The organism is Bradyrhizobium sp. USDA 4532 (assembly GCF_024171315.1).
GTDB classification, from domain to species: Bacteria; Pseudomonadota; Alphaproteobacteria; order Rhizobiales; family Xanthobacteraceae; genus Bradyrhizobium; species Bradyrhizobium australafricanum.
The window spans coordinates 8057119-8075554 of sequence record NZ_JALJZN010000001.1; the positions used below are offsets into that span (position 1 = coordinate 8057119).

At 65.1% G+C, this 18436-nt stretch carries 19 protein-coding genes and 1 pseudogene; 8 read left to right on the top strand and 12 right to left on the bottom strand.

Features of this window, described 5'->3' with window-relative positions:
* Positions 1-110 precede the first annotated feature (110 nt).
* A complete protein-coding gene (locus J2R76_RS37170) occupies positions 111-1277 on the top strand; it encodes a chemotaxis response regulator protein-glutamate methylesterase (protein WP_057015193.1) in 1167 nt (388 codons plus the stop codon).
* Entirely contained in the window at positions 1274-2146 is an 873-nt protein-coding gene (locus tag J2R76_RS37175) for a protein-glutamate O-methyltransferase CheR (protein WP_229192928.1), read from the top strand. Before J2R76_RS37170 ends, J2R76_RS37175 begins: the two co-directional genes overlap by 4 nt.
* Positions 2147-2305: 159 nt before the next feature.
* Here J2R76_RS37175 and J2R76_RS37180 read toward each other — a convergent pair whose 3' ends face one another.
* From J2R76_RS37180 to ctrA, 5 genes are all read right to left on the bottom strand, one after another.
* Positions 2306-3463, bottom strand: coding sequence for a glutathionylspermidine synthase family protein (locus J2R76_RS37180; protein ID WP_253625700.1), 1158 nt, complete (start codon positions 3461-3463; stop codon positions 2306-2308).
* Positions 3464-3496: 33 nt separating this feature from the next.
* Positions 3497-3715 carry a hypothetical protein gene (locus J2R76_RS37185; protein ID WP_143029822.1) on the bottom strand — a complete coding sequence of 73 codons (219 nt, stop codon included), beginning with the start codon at positions 3713-3715 and terminating at the stop codon, positions 3497-3499.
* 108 nt (positions 3716-3823) lie between these two features.
* The gene (locus J2R76_RS37190; protein ID WP_253625701.1) at positions 3824-4258 is read right to left on the bottom strand and encodes a hypothetical protein; all 435 of its coding nucleotides are present in this window, start codon (positions 4256-4258) and stop codon (positions 3824-3826) included.
* Positions 4259-4272: 14 nt separating this feature from the next.
* Entirely contained in the window at positions 4273-4677 is a 405-nt protein-coding gene (locus J2R76_RS37195; protein ID WP_057015189.1) for a DUF350 domain-containing protein, read from the bottom strand.
* Positions 4678-4844: 167 nt separating this feature from the next.
* Positions 4845-5546 (bottom strand): response regulator transcription factor CtrA, encoded by a 702-nt coding sequence (gene ctrA / locus J2R76_RS37200; RefSeq protein ID WP_016848562.1) that lies wholly within the window; start codon positions 5544-5546, stop codon positions 4845-4847.
* A gap of 367 nt (positions 5547-5913) precedes the next feature.
* Here ctrA and fliI point away from each other — a divergent pair, with 367 nt between their 5' ends.
* The 4 genes from fliI to J2R76_RS37220 all read left to right on the top strand — a co-directional run bounded on the left by fliI (position 5914) and on the right by J2R76_RS37220 (position 9496).
* Positions 5914-7239: a flagellar protein export ATPase FliI gene (fliI, locus tag J2R76_RS37205; RefSeq protein ID WP_168856233.1), complete on the top strand. Its 1326-nt coding sequence runs from the start codon at positions 5914-5916 to the stop codon at positions 7237-7239.
* 108 nt (positions 7240-7347) lie between these two features.
* Positions 7348-7767 (top strand): flagellar export protein FliJ, encoded by a 420-nt coding sequence (gene fliJ, locus J2R76_RS37210; protein WP_016848565.1) that lies wholly within the window; start codon positions 7348-7350, stop codon positions 7765-7767.
* Between the two features lie 211 nt (positions 7768-7978).
* Positions 7979-8524 (top strand): sigma-70 family RNA polymerase sigma factor, encoded by a 546-nt coding sequence (locus J2R76_RS37215; protein ID WP_028335734.1) that lies wholly within the window; start codon positions 7979-7981, stop codon positions 8522-8524.
* A 3-nt stretch (positions 8525-8527) separates the two neighbouring features.
* A complete protein-coding gene (locus J2R76_RS37220) occupies positions 8528-9496 on the top strand; it encodes an anti-sigma factor domain-containing protein (protein ID WP_253625702.1) in 969 nt (322 codons plus the stop codon).
* 282 nt (positions 9497-9778) lie between these two features.
* On the opposite strand, the gene J2R76_RS37225 is transcribed toward J2R76_RS37220, so the two are convergent.
* The 5 genes from J2R76_RS37225 to J2R76_RS37245 all read right to left on the bottom strand — a co-directional run bounded on the left by J2R76_RS37225 (position 9779) and on the right by J2R76_RS37245 (position 15308).
* A complete protein-coding gene (locus J2R76_RS37225; RefSeq protein ID WP_016848568.1) occupies positions 9779-9979 on the bottom strand; it encodes a hypothetical protein in 201 nt (66 codons plus the stop codon).
* 385 nt (positions 9980-10364) lie between these two features.
* Positions 10365-12497: a flagellar biosynthesis protein FlhA gene (flhA, locus tag J2R76_RS37230; RefSeq protein WP_253625703.1), complete on the bottom strand. Its 2133-nt coding sequence runs from the start codon at positions 12495-12497 to the stop codon at positions 10365-10367.
* A gap of 409 nt (positions 12498-12906) precedes the next feature.
* Positions 12907-13203, bottom strand: a complete 297-nt coding sequence (locus J2R76_RS37235; RefSeq protein ID WP_028341258.1) for a hypothetical protein — start codon at positions 13201-13203, stop codon at positions 12907-12909.
* Positions 13204-13860: 657 nt separating this feature from the next.
* Entirely contained in the window at positions 13861-14634 is a 774-nt protein-coding gene (locus tag J2R76_RS37240; RefSeq protein ID WP_168856235.1) for a DUF2182 domain-containing protein, read from the bottom strand.
* A gap of 44 nt (positions 14635-14678) precedes the next feature.
* Positions 14679-15308 carry a DUF1326 domain-containing protein gene (locus tag J2R76_RS37245; protein WP_057015186.1) on the bottom strand — a complete coding sequence of 210 codons (630 nt, stop codon included), beginning with the start codon at positions 15306-15308 and terminating at the stop codon, positions 14679-14681.
* 397 nt (positions 15309-15705) lie between these two features.
* Here J2R76_RS37245 and J2R76_RS37250 point away from each other — a divergent pair, with 397 nt between their 5' ends.
* Positions 15706-16041, top strand: a complete 336-nt coding sequence (locus tag J2R76_RS37250) for a hypothetical protein (RefSeq protein ID WP_229191757.1) — start codon at positions 15706-15708, stop codon at positions 16039-16041.
* 212 nt (positions 16042-16253) lie between these two features.
* On the top strand, positions 16254-17411 hold the full coding sequence (locus J2R76_RS37255; RefSeq protein ID WP_375166553.1) for an MFS transporter: 1158 nt from the start codon (positions 16254-16256) through the stop codon (positions 17409-17411).
* A gap of 7 nt (positions 17412-17418) precedes the next feature.
* On the opposite strand, the pseudogene J2R76_RS37260 reads toward J2R76_RS37255, so the two are convergent.
* Together J2R76_RS37260 and J2R76_RS37265 are read right to left on the bottom strand one after the other, a co-directional pair.
* Positions 17419-17824 (bottom strand): annotated as a pseudogene (locus J2R76_RS37260) (DUF4864 domain-containing protein).
* Between the two features lie 118 nt (positions 17825-17942).
* Positions 17943-18374, bottom strand: a complete 432-nt coding sequence (locus tag J2R76_RS37265; protein ID WP_057015184.1) for a hypothetical protein — start codon at positions 18372-18374, stop codon at positions 17943-17945.
* Positions 18375-18436: the final 62 nt, after the last annotated feature.

An 18436-nucleotide genomic window follows, 5' to 3' on the forward strand; every position in this document is an offset into this window, starting at 1 on the left:
GAACCGGTTTTCCGAGAAGATCATGCTGACTTAGATTCTTCGTTCGATCCGGCGGCAGAAGCCTTCGGCTCAACGGTTGTTGTGCGTCGTGTTGCGTCGCTGGTGAAGTCATGAGTGTTGCGTTGACAAGTACTGCGGTCCCGACATCGACCCGTTCCGACAAGGTGCGGGTGATGGTGGTCGACGATTCCGTGGTGATCCGCGGGATGATCTCGCGCTGGATCGGCGCCGAGCCCGACATGGAAGTCGTCGCCTCGCTGCGCACCGGCCTCGACGCCGTCAACCAGCTCGAACGCATCAACCCCGATGTCGCGGTGCTCGATATCGAGATGCCCGACCTCGACGGCATCTCGGCGCTGCCGCAGCTGCTGGCGAAGAAGCGCGATCTCGTCGTCATCATGGCCTCCACGCTGACCCGCCGCAACGCGGAGATCAGCCTGAAGGCTCTCTCGCTCGGTGCGTCCGACTACATTCCGAAACCGGAAAGCACGCGCGAGGCCACCGCCGCGGAAACCTTCCGCCACGACCTGATCCAGAAGATCCGTCATCTCGGCGCCAAGGCGCGGCGCAACCCGCTGCACTCGATGGCAAGCCCGCCGCTTGCGCCCGGTCATGACAGGCCGCGTCCGCTGGCGCCCGCTGCTGCGCACACAGCGCCGGCCCAGGCCACGCGCCGTTCGTTCGGCCTGCTGCCGCCCAAGGTGCTGCTGATCGGCTCGTCGACCGGCGGCCCGCAGGCGCTGATGACGCTGGTCGCCGAGATCGGCCCGGTGATCGATCGCTTCCCGGTGCTGATCACCCAGCACATGCCGCCGACCTTCACGACCATTCTCGCCGAGCATCTGGCGCGCACCAGCAAGCGGCCGGCGCATGAGGGGATCGACGGCGAGAGCATCAAGCCGGGCCAGATCTATCTGGCGCCCGGCGGGCGCCACATGCGCGTCGCCCGCCACGGCGTCGATGCCACGATCGCGCTCGATGACGGGCCGCCGGTCAATTTCTGCAAGCCCGCGGTGGATCCGATGTTCACCTCCGCGATCGATGTCTGGCAGGGCAGCATCATGTCGGTGATCCTGACCGGCATGGGCTCCGACGGCATGCGCGGCGGCAAGGACATCGTCGCCGCCGGCGGCAGCGTGATCGCCCAGGATGAAGCGACCAGCGTGGTGTGGGGCATGCCCGGTGCTGCGGTCAATGCCGGCATCTGCGCCGCGGTGCTGCCGCTCAATCAGATCGCACCGAAGCTTGTTCGGGTATTTGCGGGAGACCGTTCGTGACGCCGCTGGACTACGAGTATCTGCGTAAGCTGCTGAAAGAGCGTTCCGGCCTCGATCTCTCCGCCGACAAGCAATATCTCGTCGAGAGCCGCCTGTTGCCCTTGGCGCGCCGGTCGAACCTCGCCGGGATTCCCGAGCTGGTGCAGCGGATGAAGGGTGGCGCGGAGCTGCTGACATCCGAGGTGGTCGAAGCGATGACCACCAACGAGACCTTCTTCTTTCGCGACAAGATCCCATTCGACCATCTGAAGGAAGCGGTGCTGCCCGCGCTCGCGCAGGCGCGCGCGGCGCGCCGCAGCTTGCGCATCTGGTGCGCGGCGTCGTCGACCGGGCAGGAGCCGTATTCGATCGCGATGCTGCTGAAGGAGATGACTGCGCTGTTTGCCGGCTGGCGGATCGAGATCATCGCCACCGACCTGTCGCAGGCGGTGCTCGAAAAGGCCAAGGCCGGCCTGTTCAGCCAGTTCGAGGTGCAGCGCGGCCTGCCGATCCAGCTGCTGGTCAAGTATTTCGTGCAGAAGGGCGAGCTCTGGCAGCTCAACGCCGATATCCGCGGCATGGTGCAGCACCGCCAGCTCAATCTGCTGCAGGACGTCTCGCATCTCGGCACCTTCGACGTGATCTTCTGCCGCAACGTGCTGATCTATTTCGATCAGCAGACCAAGGCCGGTATCTTCGGCAAGGTAGCCCGGATGCTCGAGCCCGACGGCGTGCTGGCGCTTGGCGCGGCGGAATCCGTGGTCGGCATCACCAATCTGTTCAGGCCCTATCCCGACCGGCGCGGACTGTATCAGCCGAGCGTCGCTCCGGTCGCGCGCGCCGGCGCCGCGCTGCATGTGCTGAAGGCGGTTGCGTCCGCTGCGCGGTGAGACGAGACATCTCGCTTTAACCCCGTCACGCTGAGGAGCCGCGAAGCGGCGTCTCAAAGGGTCGACGGCCACCAGCGGGGCCGTGCATCCTTCGAGGCTCGCAAGCGCTCGCACCTCAGGATGACGGCGACAGAGCCGCGTTCTTTCAACGTTCATGAACTACAAAATCGCGTGCGGCAGGAAGCGCGAGGTGTTGCCGGTGATCGGATTCTCGTCTTCCCGAATCGAGAGTCCGCAGGGCGTGCCGTCAACCAGCCAGCTGCCGAGCACCGGATACTGCCCGGAAAAATTCGGCAGCGGCGCCAGCGCCTGGCGGATGAAGCCTTCGGCGCCGTAGGGGCCTTGCTCGGCGACCAGCGTGACGCCGGCGCTGACCAGCTCGACATTGGCGCCCTCGCGCGAATAGATCGGCTTGCGCACGAACGACGTGCCGAGCTGGGCGGCCTGCGGGTCGTCCTCGAAATAGGCCGGCAGCAGATTGGGGTGGTTCGGGAACATCTCCCAGAGCAGCGGCAGGATGCCCTTGTTGGAGAGGATCGCCTTCCATGGCGGCTCGATCCACTGCGTCGGCGCGGTCGCGAGGTTCTTGCCGAATGCGTCATGGAACATCCATTCCCACGGATAGAGCTTGAACGCGAGCGCGATCGGGCGTTCGTCGAGGTCGACGAACTGACCGTCGTCGCGCAGCCCGATCTCCTCGATGTCGAGCAGCGTGGTCTTCAGCCCGGCCTGCGCCGCGGTGTCCTCGAGATAGGCGAGCGTGCCGGCGTCCTCGGGATTTCCGGTCAGTCCGGTGAGATGCAGCGGGTGGGTCGCGCCGATCCTTTTCCAGGCCTCGATCAGCCGGTCGTGGATCGAGTTGAACTGGTCGGCGCGCTTCGGGATGATGTTGCGTTGGATTGCCTGTTCGAGCCAGGTCCATTGAAACACCGCGGCCTCGAAGATCGAGGTCGGCGTATCGGCATTGTATTCGAGCAGCCTGGCCGGGCCGCGGCCGTCGAAGGTGAGATCGAGCCGGCCGTACAGGCTCGGATTCCTGCGGCGCCAGCTTGCCGCGATCAGATCCCAGAACGCCTCCGGTATCTTCAGCCGGCGCAGATAGCGCTCATCCCTGACCGCGCGTCCGGCCAGCTCGAGACACATCGCGTCGATTTCGCCGGTCGGCGCCTCGATCGAGCGCTCGATCTCGTCCAGCGTGAAGGCGTAATAGGCGCGCTCGTCCCAGTACCGTTCGCCGTCGATGGTGTGGAAGGTGAAGCCGGCGTTCTCGGCAATCGTCCGCCAATCGTCGCGTTCGGGACATGCGATGCGTTGCATGAGGGGAAACCGCGTTCGCTCGTCAGCCTGGTGTCAGCTTCCGCCATGCGACGGATCGTCGTCGCCGTAGCGGGCGATGGTGCGCGGCGCGCCGCCGAAGCCGCCGGAGGGCGACCGTTCCGCCGATTTTCCCTTCGTTCCGTGTCCTGCATGGTGGTGGCTGCGGGCATGGCTTGGCGTCAGGCCGATCGACGCCGCGCCGATCGCGATACTTCCCATCAATTTCAGCCATACCCGGCGCGAGCGTTTCATGAACGCAATCCCTGCCTTGCCGTCTGCGGAGCCATGGCGAGTTTCCATCAGCTGCGTTCGCCGGGCAAGCGAAAGCGCGATGACACGGCGATGACACGGCAACATGCATCAGCTGCCGCTGAAGCCGAAAGCATGCGCGAATGAACCGAAGCCGCCGCGGCTCACCGACGAGCTAGACGACGAGCTCGAGGAAGAGGAGGTGCCGCTCGACGACGAGCTGCCGCTGTAGAAGCTGCTGCGCGACGAGCCGCTGCTGCCGCCCGATCCGGACGATGAGCTGCGCGTTGTGCAGTCGACGCCGGGTTGTGGCGGGACCGGTGTGACGACGCCCGGTGCGGTGACGCCCGGCGGGGTCGGCGGCACCGGCTGGCAATTCGGCCGCGGCATCAGCGCGTAGGCGCTGCCGCCGACCGCGAGCGTTCCCATCAAGAGCAGCGCGACGTGGTTGGAGCGCTTGGATGGCGCATCCGGCCGCGGCGGCGTCGGCACCGCCGGCACGACCGGTCGCCGTTTGCCGAAGTCCGGGTTCGGTTTGCGCGCCATGGTGGCTCAACGGCTCAGTAGATCATGCAGGCCGCGTTCAGCGCGCCTGCGGCCAGCGAGGACAGCCCGAGCCAGATCGCCGGCGCCATTTCGCCGGAGGCGATCCGCCCCGACAGGTTCGGCACCGGGATCTTCACGATGTAATAGACGATGATCTGCACGATCAGCGCGATGATGCTCCAGATCAGGCAGTCCACCACATTGGCGGAGTGGGCGATCGCGCTGACCACCGGCAGCACGAAGCCGAGCAGGCTTAAGCCCAGCGCAATCGCTGCCGCCGGATCGTTGTCGCGGATCAGCTGGAATTCGTCATGCGGCGTGACGCGTGTGTAGACGAAGAGGTAGGCGACCACGGCGATCAGCGCCGTGCAGAAATAGACCAGGAACGCCGGCAGGCCGGCGAGGGATTGCAGGATCATGTCGGGGCGGTCCGGGAGTTCGTCGGGATTCGCGCGAGGCAGGATTGCACGTTCCCTTGGTCGGCGCATGCCGACAGCCGGTTCAATCCCAAACAAAAACCCCGCCATTTGCGGCGGGGTTCAGGTCGAAAGGAGCGAACCTTGCGGTTCTCTGCGGGCCCGGAAGGTCAGGCGGGAATGCGCTCGTCGGCCTCGTGCGGCTCGCGCAGCACGTAGCCGCGGCCCCACACGGTCTCGATGAAGTTGCGGCCTTCGGAGGCGTTGGCGAGCTTCTTGCGGAGCTTGCAGATGAAGACGTCGATGATCTTCAGCTCCGGCTCGTCCATGCCGCCGTAGAGATGGTTGAGGAACATTTCCTTGGTGAGCGTGGTGCCCTTGCGGAGCGAGAGCAGCTCCAGCATCTGGTATTCCTTGCCGGTCAGGTGCACGCGCTGGCCGCCGACCTCGACCGTCTTGGTGTCGAGATTGACCACGAGATCGCCGGTCTGGATGACCGACTGGGCGTGACCCTTGGAACGGCGCACGATCGCGTGGATGCGGGCGACCAGTTCGTCCTTGTGGAAGGGCTTGGTCATGTAGTCGTCGGCGCCGACGCCGAGACCCTTGACCTTGTCCTCGATGCCGGCGAGGCCGGAGAGGATCAGAATGGGAGTTTTGATCTTCGACACCCGCAGCTGCTTGAGCACGTCGTAGCCGGACATGTCGGGCAGGTTGAGGTCGAGAAGGATGATGTCGTAGTCGTAAAGCTTGCCGAGATCGACGCCCTCTTCGCCGAGGTCCGTCGTGTAGACGTTGAAACTCTCGGACTTGAGCATCAATTCGATCGACTGCGCGACGGCGCTGTCATCTTCAATCAGCAAAACGCGCATGCCAGTCCCCTATAGTCGCCGCTCCGGGCGTCAGGTCGGCCGCACTTGCGGCACTCACAAAACGCCTTTGAACAACTGATTCGGATCCTGACGAGATATGGTTAACAAAAACTGATTCCTCCGCGCAAGCTCTAACCGTGCAATTTTTGTCGAATCGCCCTAAGATATTGCGTAGAAGAAGCTTTTCCTAACCGCGTCCGTTCAGTTTCCACATTAAGAGACGGGCCTAACCGACTCTCGCGACTCGCCCTTCTTCTGATGGGCAAGCGACCTCAGTCACCAAAGACAGTGACGCAATGATTAATGATGCGGGTAAACACGAAGTTAAGCGGCCGGAGCAAAAAAGCGGAAACTTAAGGTTTTCGCAATGAAGGCGCTCGCGGAGCAGATCGGCGACATCGACGGCGTCAATATTTATGGCCGCGTGGTCGGCGTCCGCGGGCTGATGGTCGAGATCGCGGGCCCCATTCACGCGATGTCGGTCGGCGCCCGCATCGTGATCGACGTCGGCGCGGGCCGCTTCATCCCCGCCGAGGTGATCGGCTTCTCCGGCGAGAACGCGGTGGTGATGCCGTTCGGCGGGCTCGATGGCGTGAGGCGCGGTTGCCGCGCGGTGATCGCCAATGCGGCGAGCCAGGTGCGGCCGGCGCCGGCCTGGCTCGGCCGCGTCGTCAACGCGATGGGCGAGCCAATCGACGGCAAGGGCCCGCTGGTGCAGGGCGCCTCGCCGATGTCCTACCGCAACTCGCCGCCGCCGGCGCATTCGCGCAAGCGGGTCGGCCCGCCGCTCGATCTCGGCGTGCGCGGTCTCAATACGTTCCTGACCTGCTGCCGCGGCCAGCGGCTCGGCATCTTCGCCGGCTCCGGCGTCGGCAAGTCGGTGCTGCTGTCGATGCTGGCGCGCAACGTCGATGCCGCGATCTCGGTGATCGGGCTGATCGGCGAACGCGGCCGCGAGGTGCAGGAATTCCTCCAGGAGGATCTCGGCGAGGAGGGGCTGGCGCGCTCGGTCGTGGTGGTCGCGACCTCGGACGAGCCGGCGCTGATGCGGCGCCAGGCGGCGTATCTGACGCTCGCCATCGCGGAATATTTCCGCGACGAGGACCAGGATGTGCTGTGCCTGATGGATTCGGTGACGCGCTTTGCGATGGCGCAGCGCGAGATCGGCCTCTCGGCGGGCGAGCCGCCGACCGCCAAGGGCTACACGCCGACCGTGTTCACCGAACTGCCGAAGCTGCTCGAGCGGGCAGGGCCGGGCACCGGCGACGGCACCATCACCGCGATTTTCACGGTGCTGGTCGACGGCGACGATCACAACGAGCCGATCGCGGATGCGGTGCGCGGCATTCTCGACGGTCATATTGTGATGCAGCGGGCGATCGCCGAGCGCGGCCGCTATCCCGCGGTCAATATCCTCAAGTCGGTGTCGCGCACCATGCCGCGGTCGGCCGACCCCAACTTCCTGCCTTACATCAACAAGGCGCGGCAGGTGATGGCGACCTATGCCGACATGGAGGAATTGATCCGGCTCGGGGCCTACCGGCCGGGTTCCAGCGCGGAGGTCGACGAGGCGATCCGGCTGCATGAGCCGCTCGAGGCCTACCTGCGCCAGGCCAAGGACGAGTCCACCAGCCTTCCCGACGGTTACCGGCAACTGGCTCAAATCCTGTCGGGTTTGGAAACGGAACGCTAACTTTGTCAGGCCATCATCGCCGGCACACCATAGCTATGCCGGCGGGGCCCAGCGGGGAGCCGGCTCTGTCCCGCGTTCAGATTTGGGACTTCTGGGGAGTATGAGTCGATGAAGTCACGTGAAACGCTGATCCGCCTGAAGAAATTTCAGGTCGACGAAAAGCGCCGTCGGGTTACCCAGATCGAAGGCATGATCGCCGACTTCCAGCGCATGTCGGTCGAGCTCGAGCGCGAGATCCAGACCGAGCAGGAGCGCGCCGGGATCAACGACCCCACGCACTTCGCCTATCCGACCTATGCCAAGGCCGCGATCCAGCGCCGCGAGAACCTGACCCGTTCGGCCGACGAACTGCGCGCCCAGCTCGACGACGCCAAGGCGCTGCTGTCGGAGGCATTCGAGGAATTGAAGAAGGTCGAACTGCTCGACGAGCGCGACCAGGCGCGCGAACGCGCGGAGGAGAGCGCTCGCGAACAAGCCGACATGGATTCGATCGGCCTGATGCGGGCCCGTCTCGGCGTCATCGCCTGAACCCTCGCTCCCTCCGCTGACCAGATTGAGAGCCCGGGCCGATCGCCCGGGCTTTTTGCTGGGCGCTGTCCACAAGCCGCCGACTTGCCGGCCACTTGTTAGCCCCTTGGCGGATCGTGGTGTCCCAAAATATGCTACCACCGGTCAGGACGGATGATCGGCAGCACGGTGGCAATGACGCGATGGGGGATCGGGGCTTGGAGGGCGCAAGATGCTGACGCCGGCTGAGCTGGTCTGGCTGATCGCCGCCGTCGCCAAGGGGGATGAGGCAGCCTTCGAGCGGCTGTACGCCGCGACCCGCGCGAAACTCTTCGGCGTCGTGCTCCGTATCTTGCGGCGACAGGACCTCGCCGAGGAGGTCATTCAGGAGGCTTACGTCAAGATCTGGAACAGCGCCGGGCAGTTCAACCCAGCCCTGTCGTCCCCGATCACGTGGATGACGTCGATCGCGCGCAACCGCGCCATCGACGTGGTGCGCAAGCGCGGCGAGGCCTCGCTGGAGGAAGAGCCGGCGGCGATGGAGGTCGCAGCCGACCAGCCCGATCCGCTGGCGCGACGGGAGATGACGGAAGAGTTGAAGCGATTGCTGGAGTGCGTCGGTCGTCTGGAGCCGGATCGTCAGAAGCTCGTGCTGCTCGCCTATTACAACGGCTGGAGCCGCGAGCAACTCGCCGCAAAGTTCGAGACGCCGGTGAACACGGTGAAGACCTGGCTGCGCCGCAGCCTGATGGATATCCGGGAGTGTCTTGGACTCTGATTGATGGCCTATAGCGAAGACCATATCGCGCTCGCCGCGGAATATGCGCTCGGTACGCTCGATGCCGAGGAGCGCGCGCAGGTCGAGACCATGATGGCCGTCGACAGCGAGTTCGCAGCGCTGGTGCAGGGCTGGCAGTTCAGGCTCGGGCCGCTGAATCAGATGGTCGGCCTGGTCGAGCCGCGTCCGGTGGTCTGGGACAACATCAAGGCGGCGATCGGCCCCACGAGCGCGCCGCAGGCGCCGCTGGTGCTGCCCGAGACGCCGGCCACGACGGAGACGCCGCCGCCTTCGCCAATCACGGACGATCCCGAATTCGGCTCGGCGTTCGATCCGGAGCCTGCGCAGTCGCCCGAGCCCCGGAGGCTGCCCGAGGCCCGACCGCCGCGGGTCATCTTCGACGAGCGCAACGTGACCGCGCTGACGGGCCGCGTGAAGCGCTGGCGCGGTATCGCGTCGGCCGCGACCGCGATCGCGGCCGCGCTGCTGGTGACGCTCGGCCTGCAGATCTACAAGCCCGACGCTCTGCCGAATGCGATCCGGCCGAAGCCGCGCATCCAGACCGTCGAAGTGAAGACGCCGGCGCCGGCATTGACGCCGTCCGCGCAGTATGTCGCGCTGTTGCAGGGGCCGAATGGCGGGCCGGCCTTCATCATGACCATCGACGGCGCCACCAAGAATTTTACCGTCCGCAAGGTCGGCGCCCCGTCGGAGCCCGGCAAGAGTTTCGAGCTCTGGCTGATCTCCGACAAGCTGCCGCAGCCGCGCTCGCTCGGCGTGATCGGCGCCGATGATTTCACCGCGCGGCCGGTGCTGTCGGGCTACGATTCCGACGTGATCAACGGCGCCACCTATGCGGTGACCGTCGAGCAGGCCGGCGGTTCACCGAACGGCCAGCCGACCTCGGCGCCGATCTTCACCGGCAAGCTGATCGAGACCGTGCCGGGCGCGTCGGCTTCGCCGCCGCGATAGGCCAGCCGCCCATCGTCAGAGGTTGCCGATGGTGGCCGTCCGTCATTGCGAGCGCAGCGAAGCAATCCATGCTTCCGAGCGAGCGGTGACAGTGGATTGCTTCGCTTCGCTCGCAATGACGTGGATAAGACGTCGCGTCGGCCACCCGCACAAAAAAGAAAACGCCCGTGGGGAGCGGGCGTTTTCGATAGTCAACTTGGGGGTAGTTGGGGGTCTTAAATATCCACGCAGCGACTTTGGGGGGCTGTAAAGAACACTACGTGAATTCGTGAAACTCTCCTGTTAGCGGACCAGCGAGTTGCTGGAGCTGGTGATCGCGACGGGCTTGCCGGCCTTCATGACCCGCGCCGTCTGCGTGTATCCCTCATCCGACGAATTATGTGCCGCGATGCCGAAACCCGCGACCAGGATACCGGCGAACAACGCCACGACCACAATCTTCAGGTGCGTCATACGATCGGCGCTGTAGATCGAGTGGTTCATGGAAGTCTCCTGCCGCCTTCCTGCTCTCAGTAAATCTGTCGGTTCGGTCTGTTGTCCGGTTCAACGTCTCGTGCCCCGCTAACGTAGGATTTGCCGATTCCGTTCCCTAGAGGCCATCACAAGGCCGTGATGAGACGTGATCGGGCGCGATCAAAAATGACCCTTTGGTAATCCAAAGCGCATTAAAGCTATTTAATATCAGTGTCTTGGGATTGTGCTGGGATGCTGCATCCCAGATAGGGCCGTTCCGGACCTGTCTGCATAAATCAGTTGCCTGTGGCGAGAAAGCACAGACGAAAACCCAAGTGATTTGCGGCCGCTAGCGCGTTTTCGCGCGAGCTGGACGCCCGTCCCGCGTGCAGAAAACGCTCCGGAACAACAGGCTCTAGACGCTGCCGACCGTCTTCAGCCGGGCCCTGGGATGGATCTCGGCTTGCGACAGGACGGTGGTCTGCGAGCGGAACCGTTCCACCAGTGAGCGAACGAACGGCCGGATCGCGGCCGACGTCACCAGGACCGGCGCCTCGCCCTCGCGCGCCGCCTGCTCGAAGGCGTTGCGCACGGCGGTCATGAACTCCGACAGTTTCGAGGGCTGCATCGCCAGGCTGCGGTCGTCGCCGGTGCCTACGATCGATTCCGCAAACGCCTGCTCCCAGCGCGCCGACAGCGCGATCAGCGGCAAATAGCCGTTCGGCGAGGTGTTTTGCGCGCAGATCTGGCGGGCCAGCCGGGCACGGACGTGCTCGACCATGGTGGCCGGATTGCGCGAGAACGCCAGCGCATCGGCGATGCCTTCGAGGATGGTCGAGAGATCGCGGATCGAGATGCGCTCGGCGAGCAGCAATTGCAGCACGCGCTGGATGCCCGACATCGTGACCTGGCCCGGCACGATGTCCTTGATCAGCTCGCCTTGCTCCTTCGGCAGGTCCTTCAAGAGCTTCTGCACCTCGCCGTAGGACAACAGGTCCGCCATGTTGGTCTTGAGCAGCTCGGTCAGATGGGTCGACAGCACGGTCGCGGCGTCGACCACGGTGTAGCCCTTCAGCGCGGCCTCTTCCTTCAGGCCGGCGTCGACCCAGGTCGCCGGCAGGCCGAAGGTCGGCTCGATGGTGTGGATGCCGGGCAGTTGCACCTGGTTGCCGGCCGGGTCCATGACCATGAACTGGCTCGGCCAGATCTTGCCGGTGCCGGCGTCGACTTCCTTGATCTTGATGACGTAGCTGTTGGCTTCGAGCTGGACGTTGTCGAGGATGCGCACCGCCGGCATCACGAAACCCATCTCGATGGCCAGTGAGCGGCGCAGCGCCTTGATCTGCTCGGTCAGGCGGTCGGTGCCGTCGGGGCCGTTGACCAGCGGCAGCAGCGCGTAGCCGAGCTCGATCTTGAGGTCGTCGATCTTGAGCGCGGCGGCGATCGGCTCCTCCGCGGCCGCAGCGGCGGCCGCCGCGGCTGCAGCAGGGGCGGCGGCGGCTGCCGTTTCGGCCGCCTTCGCAGCCCGCTTCTGCTTGCGTGCGTTCCAGGCTAGCACCGCGGCGCCGGAGCCCAGCGCCAGGAACGGCAGCGTCGGAATGCCCGGCAGCAGCGCCAGCACCAGCATCACGCCGGCCGACATGCCGAGCGCCTGCGGATAGCCGGAGAGCTGGCGCATCAGCGCCTTGTCGGCGGCGCCGGTGATGCCGGCCTTGGAGACCAGGAGGCCGGCGGCGGTCGACACGATCAGCGCGGGCACCTGGGTGACGAGGCCGTCGCCGACCGTCAGCACGGTGTAGGTGCGGGCGGCTTCGCTGAAGGAGAGGCCCTGCTGGGCGACGCCGATGATGATGCCGCCGACGATGTTGATGCCGACGATCAAAAGACCGGCGATGGCATCGCCGCGGACGAATTTCGAGGCACCGTCCATGGCGCCGAAGAAACCGCTCTCGTCTTCCAGCGCCTTGCGGCGCTCCTTGGCGGCCTTCTCGTCGATCAGGCCGGCGGAGAGGTCGGCGTCGATCGCCATCTGCTTGCCGGGCATCGAGTCCAGCTGGAAGCGTGCGGCGACTTCGGCGATGCGGCCCGAACCTTTGGTGATGACCACGAAGTTCACGATCACCAGGATCGCGAACACGATGATGCCGATCACGAAGTTGCCGCCCATCACGAAGTTGCCGAACGCCTCGATGACGTGGCCGGCGGCCGCCGTGCCCTCATGGCCGTGGCTCAGGATCAGCCGGGTCGAGGCCATGTTCAGCGACAGCCGCAGCATGGTCGAGATCAGCAGGATGGTCGGAAACGACGAGAATTCCAGCGGCGCCTGGATGAACAGCGAGGTCATCAGGATCAGGATCGAGACCGTGATCGAGACCGCCAGGAAAAGGTCGAGCACGATCGAGGGCAGCGGCAGGATCAGCACCACCAGGATGGTGAGGACGCCGATCGCCAGCGCGATATCGCCGCGCTTCAGGATGTCGCCGATCTCGCCGAGGCTCGGCAATCCGCTCTTGCCTGCCGTGCCCTGACCCGCCGTGACGTCGACCATGGTAGCCGCTCTCCCCCGCGACTGGCGGCTGCGGCCGCCAAGCGTCTGCGCGACGGCCGCAGGGCCGCCGTTCCGAAAGTGAGGCACCGCGCTGGCGTTCACGGGGATCTCCGCCCGTTAGACTCGTTCGACGACACTCGACTTCACTCGGCAATTCTTGCCGGGTGTATGGTTAGCAAAGGGTTAATAAGGGCTTTCGCGCGACCGCACGGGTCGTCGCAGGCGCCGGCAGGGGTTTCGCGGCCGGAAGCAGGGGTGAGAGGGCCTCGTGGTCAAGATGCGCCGCCCTCACCATGAGGGTCCAGACCAGGATTTTGCCCCGCAACAACGCGTCATCCTGATGAGGAGCCCGCCAAAGGCGGGCGTCTCGAAGGATGGCCACGGATGAGGGCCGCAGGCCTTGCGGCCTCTATCTGAGCGCACCGAGCACGACGCCCGATGCGGCGATGATGCCGAGCGTGATGACACTGGCGCGCCACAAGAACTGCTGCCGGGCGGCGCGCCGGTCATGAAAGGCCAGCCAGTCGTGGACAAAGCCCGCGGGGATGTCGAACACCACCGCCGACTTGTTGCGACGGTGCGTTTCATGCTCGCAGTACATCGTCCGGACCGTCGGCACGCCCAGCCGCTCGAGCTCGCAGTGCCACTCCCAGGCATGCTTGCCGTTGGTCCAGCGATTTTCAAAGGGGATCACGTGTGATTCCATGACGAGCCTCCTGGCCCACCCTTGAACCTCACGCGACAAGTCTAGCCGATTTCATGGGCTGGCGCGAGATTGACGCCGCACCGGGGCTCGTGCCCGTGCGGCGCGATGGCGGTAACTCGTCCGGGCGCCATGGAGCGTCCCCGGCGGCCCTGCGCCGGGTCCGCCCGGCGGTGCAGAGGCCCGCTTTAGGCGGGCTCAGTCCAACTGCGCCAATGCGTCGGTTGAACATGGACATGGTCATTTGAACCAACGACCCAGTCGGCGCCGTCCTTGTGGCAGGGGAACACGAGCGCATGGACCATTCCATCATAGTCCAGGACACAGACTTCGAGATCCCGGTCTGCTGGCGCAGTTGAAACGGGTAGCCATTCTGCGGGCAAGGTATGCATGATGTACCTCCGATGAAATGCATGCAGTTCTCTCGGTGCGACGGCCGGGGGCGTGGGCCATCTGGCTTGACGCCAGCACGCGAGCGTCTGTCGCTCGTCAGCTCCGTCACAAGCAGCGCTGCCGGCCTGCGACGCACAATCCACCGTCCGAACGATCTTGGCACGGATGACGATTGGCAAGTGTGAACCAGCTCGCACTGCTTTCAATCTTCTTCGACAGGATGATCGCCGTCGCGCGATCGATATTCCTACACGTCCGGACACTTTCTCAAGTCGTATGCACGAGCACTATCAGTCCCGCCACAATCAACGCGGCGCCGGCGGCATAGCTGAGGCGGTGGCCGACCGGGAGCAGCTTCTCGCAGGCGACGTAGACGGTGATGCCGACGATCCAGAGCAGGTTCATCACGCCGCCGACGAACAGCAATGCCATCAGGAACCAGCAGCAGCCGAGGCAATAAAGGCCGTGCCGCAGCCCCATGCGCAGCGCACCTGCCGTGCCCGGTCGCCAGTGCCGGCTCAGGAACAGCACCGGGCTCTGGCAGTAGCGCAGGCAGGCGCGCTTGAGCGGCGTGAACTGGTAGAGCCCGGCCAGCAGCAGGACGCCGCTGGCGAGCGTCGCGCTGGTAGCAGCCATCGCCATCGACAAGAGGCCGGCGAGGTCGAGTTGCCATTGCGCCAGCGTCGCGGCGAGGCTAAAGCCGGCCCAGATCACGAGATAGCCGCACAGGAAGATCCAGGCCTCAGCGAAGGGAGAGGGCGTTGCCGATTGCTTGCGCTTCAGGGCGGCGAACAGCAGCACCATCGGCGCGACGCTCGAGATCATCATGGCGACCATCATCGTCAACCACATGACGAACACCAGCACGGCATAGGAAGGCGTCCATGGCGTCGGATCCATCGGCATATCAGCCATGCTCATGTCGATGCCGGCGCCGGCCAGGAGATAGGCCCAGGCCAGCGCCATCACCGCGGCGATGCCGCCTGCAAAGATCAGGCGGTCATGCCGCAGGACGTTTTCGAGCGCCGATGTCTCGCTCATGTTGGGATCCCAGCAGCCGAACGGCCGAACCGCGCCCGGCTGTGTCAGGCCGCGACGCCGTCCGGCGTCTGCACGACGTTGGCGAGCGAACTGTGCGAGCCCTTGGTCTCGTACTTGATCGCCCCTGTCGAGCGGATGTTGGAGGAGGCCACCTCGGCCCCCCTGTGCTCGAACCCCTCCGGCATCACGACCTGGATGCGATGCGGCGTGCCGGTGACAGGATTCTTGATCGGCTCGACCTCGGTCTCCAGCACGCCCTTAGCGACGAGCTTGGCGACGCGCCCGTTCTTGTCGAAGGAGAACTCGATCGGCACGAACACCGGATCATGGATCTTGGTCACGATCAGGCTGAAGATCTGGAACAGCGTGCCTTCGGCCGAATTCTTGCCGGACAGGATGTTGAACAGCGCTTCGCGCTGTTCCGCCGTGGCGCGCTCGTCGATGATCGGCTGCATCTGCCCGTTGCCCTCGTGAAGCGCGCCGGGAAAGTCGACGGTTGCCGCGAACACCAGGCCGTCGAGCTTGGTGCTGCCGAAATGCCCCTTGGTGATCCGCATGCCGACCATGCCTTTGCAGGAACCATGCGTCGGCAGCGCATTGAAATCGCAGGGGCAGCCAAATGCACAATTGCAGTTCTTGATCCATTCGCCTTCGAGACGCCAGTCAGAAGCCATGGCTAACCTCCATATGACTGTCGGTGATCAATGCAGGCGCTTCAGAATGCTTTCCGCTTCAAAAAAACCGGATCAGTTCAAGTAGGCCGGGATCATAGCAGCAACCGGTCCGGCGGTACAGGAAGCGCTGACGCCCGATCGCCCAAACATCGCCGCGGCGGCGCACGGAGGCGCCGATCGGGGAGGGAGGACGGACCGGGATTTGAACGTCCAAGCCTCGACGTCAGACGAAATACCGAGCAAGTCGCTTCGTGTCGGGGGATCCATGACAAGCCAAGGAGACCGTGCGGCGGCAACGACCGGCAAACCCTGGATTGGTGGTTTCGGGGCTGTCGCGGCTGTCACCCTTTCCGTCGCGACGGGCGCTGCCGCAAAGCCTCCGGGCCAGGACGCCGCCATGATGCGCATGCTGGCGTGCGACGGCGAAGGCGTCAGGATGGAGGTCTATCTACCGCTATCGGTTGCATTGGCAGGCCAAGGCCTGCGCGCCGGCCAGACGGTGATCGGCTACTACGCGCTCGACCTGACCGAGGCCAACAAGGGCAAGCCGCTTGAGCCGGTTCGCGTCACGATGAGCGCGGACAAGAAGACGGTGACCGTCGACCAGTACACAAGGGGACTGCCGCCGACACAGATTCCGGTGGGCGGGGGCACGGTCGATTTCGATCAGCGGTTTGCGAAACGCGCCAAATGCGGCCCGTTCCAGTCGCAGGACCCGAACTTCGGGAATTGATGCGACGCTAGCCGCGCGCGAATCCGCCGCGGAGCGTGCCGTTTCAAGGGGCGGCGTCCCCTTGCTGGCGCATGCCTAATCTCTCGGCAATGTGGCTTGACCCGGAGGCAAATGCCGACGAAGTTCCGCCTGCCGTGGTAATTTCTTCTGAATTTTCCCCTGAAGTCGCTACGTTCATTCCCGACTCGCGCCGGGCATGGCTGCGCCTTGTCGTGGCCGTGGTGATCGGCTCGCTCGGCAGCGTCGGCATGTGGTCGGTCGTGGTGGCGCTGCCGGTGGTGCAGACCGACTTCGGCGCGACCCGCGGAACGGCCTCGCTCGCCTTCACCATGGTGATGCTCGGCTTCGGCCTCGGCCAGGTCGTGACCGGCAAGATCAGCGACCGCTACGGCATCGTCGCGGCGATCGGCGCCGGGATCGGCATCCTCGGCCTCGGCTATGTCGGCGCCGGCTACGCGCCGTCGATCTGGGCCTTCATCCTGCTGCATTTTGCCATCGGCCTGTCGTCGGCGGCGACCTTCGGCCCGTTGATGGCGGAGGCGTCGCACTGGTTCGAGCGCTACCGCGGCCTCGCGGTCGCGATCGCCGCGAGCGGCAATTACGTCGGCGGTACGGTGTGGCCGCCGCTGGTCAATTTCGGCATGCAGAGTGTCGGCTGGCGCACCACCCATATTGCAATCGGCATCTTCACCGCGATCTCGATGCTGCTCGCACTCATGGTGCTGCGCGTGTTGATGGGCGCAGCGACCAGGCGCAGCCATGGCAACGCGGCACCACCGCGGGTCGACCTCAAGCTTTCCACCAACGCGCTGACCGCGATCCTGTCGCTGGCGTCGATTTCCTGCTGCGTGGCGATGTCGATGCCGCAGGTCCATATCGTCGCCTATTGCGGCGATCTCGGCTACGGCGTGGCGCGCGGCGCCGAGATGCTGTCGCTGATGCTCGGCTTCGGCATCATCAGCCGGATCGGCTCCGGCTTCCTCGCCGACCGGATCGGCGGCATCCGCACCCTGCTGATCGGCTCGATCGCGCAAGGCGCGGCGCTGTTGTTCTATCTGTTCTTCGACAGCCTGACCTCGCTCTACATCATCTCGGCGATGTTCGGCCTGTTCCAGGGCGGCATCGTGCCGAGCTACGCGATCATCGTGCGCGAGGCGATGCCGGCGTCGGAGGCCGCGACGCGGATCGGCATCGTGATCTTCGCCTCGGTGTTCGGTATGTCCTTTGGCGGCTGGATTTCGGGCGTGATCTTCGACGCCACCGGCTCCTATGCCGCCGCCTTCGCCAACGGCCTCGCCTGGAACCTGCTCAATGTCAGCATCATCCTGCTGCTCATGATGCGGGCGCGGCAGCGGGTGGCGCTGGCGTAATTCTCGATCACACCGCTTGGCCGGCCTTGAGTAAATGAGCAGCCGGTGATCTTCAGGCTGCCGTCGGCCTGCCGCTCCAGCGTGTAGAGCGCCTCCCACGCCTCGCCATTGGCATCGACGATGTGGACGCGCTGCGCGATCCGGTCGCCGTCGCTGCGCGCCTCGCCGAACTCGAAGCTCCTGTGCCGATAGACCGGGGCGTATTGGTTCTGCACCATCGACATGAAGATGTCGGCTTGCGGAAAGATCTGCCGGATCGCGGGCGCCGCATGCGAATAGGCCGCCGCGGCGTCGTCGCGGCCGAACGCCTGCTCCTGCGCGCGGATCACGGCCTGCGCGGCGCCGACGTCGTCGGCCGCTGCGGGAGCGAGCGAGCCGAGCAGAATAGCGACGAACATCAGGATGATGCGCATGCGGTGGCACCGTCGACAGTCGACCTTCCAGCCGCCGCAAGGCTACTCCCGCGCGACCACGGCGGCAACGGAGCAGGCGCGTTCGGCGGCTGGCTCCGAACGACCACGCAGCGCGATGTCAGTTGACGCGCCGATGGTGCCGCAGCGCCTCGGCAGTCGGGCATCCGGCGTGCCGCGCATGACGCGTTGCGAATGGCTGCTCGATGGTGACGATCTGGCAACCGTATTGCGCCGAAACCTCGGCGATGACGTTCGACACCGCGTCGTCGATGCGCGAGCCGGGCAGATGCGCGACGATCAGGTCGCCGATGCTGAGCCGCTTGCGGACGCGCAGGTCGTTGTCGATGCGGTAACTGAACAGGGCATGGATCACGCCGCGGCGATCGCGGATCGCGATAAGCCCGGTCTCGGGCGAGCTGCCGCGGCAGCGCCGGCGCACGAACCGCAGCCATTGATCCGTGGTAATACTGGCATCATGCATGAACACCAGCGGATAGGCCACGATCGCATGCTGATGGTCGATCGGAAGTGCCTGGAATTGCTCGTTCATCGCCGGATTCCCCGATGATGGCGAAACTGCTGGGGAAAGCGCGGCGCAGCATTGATCTGCAT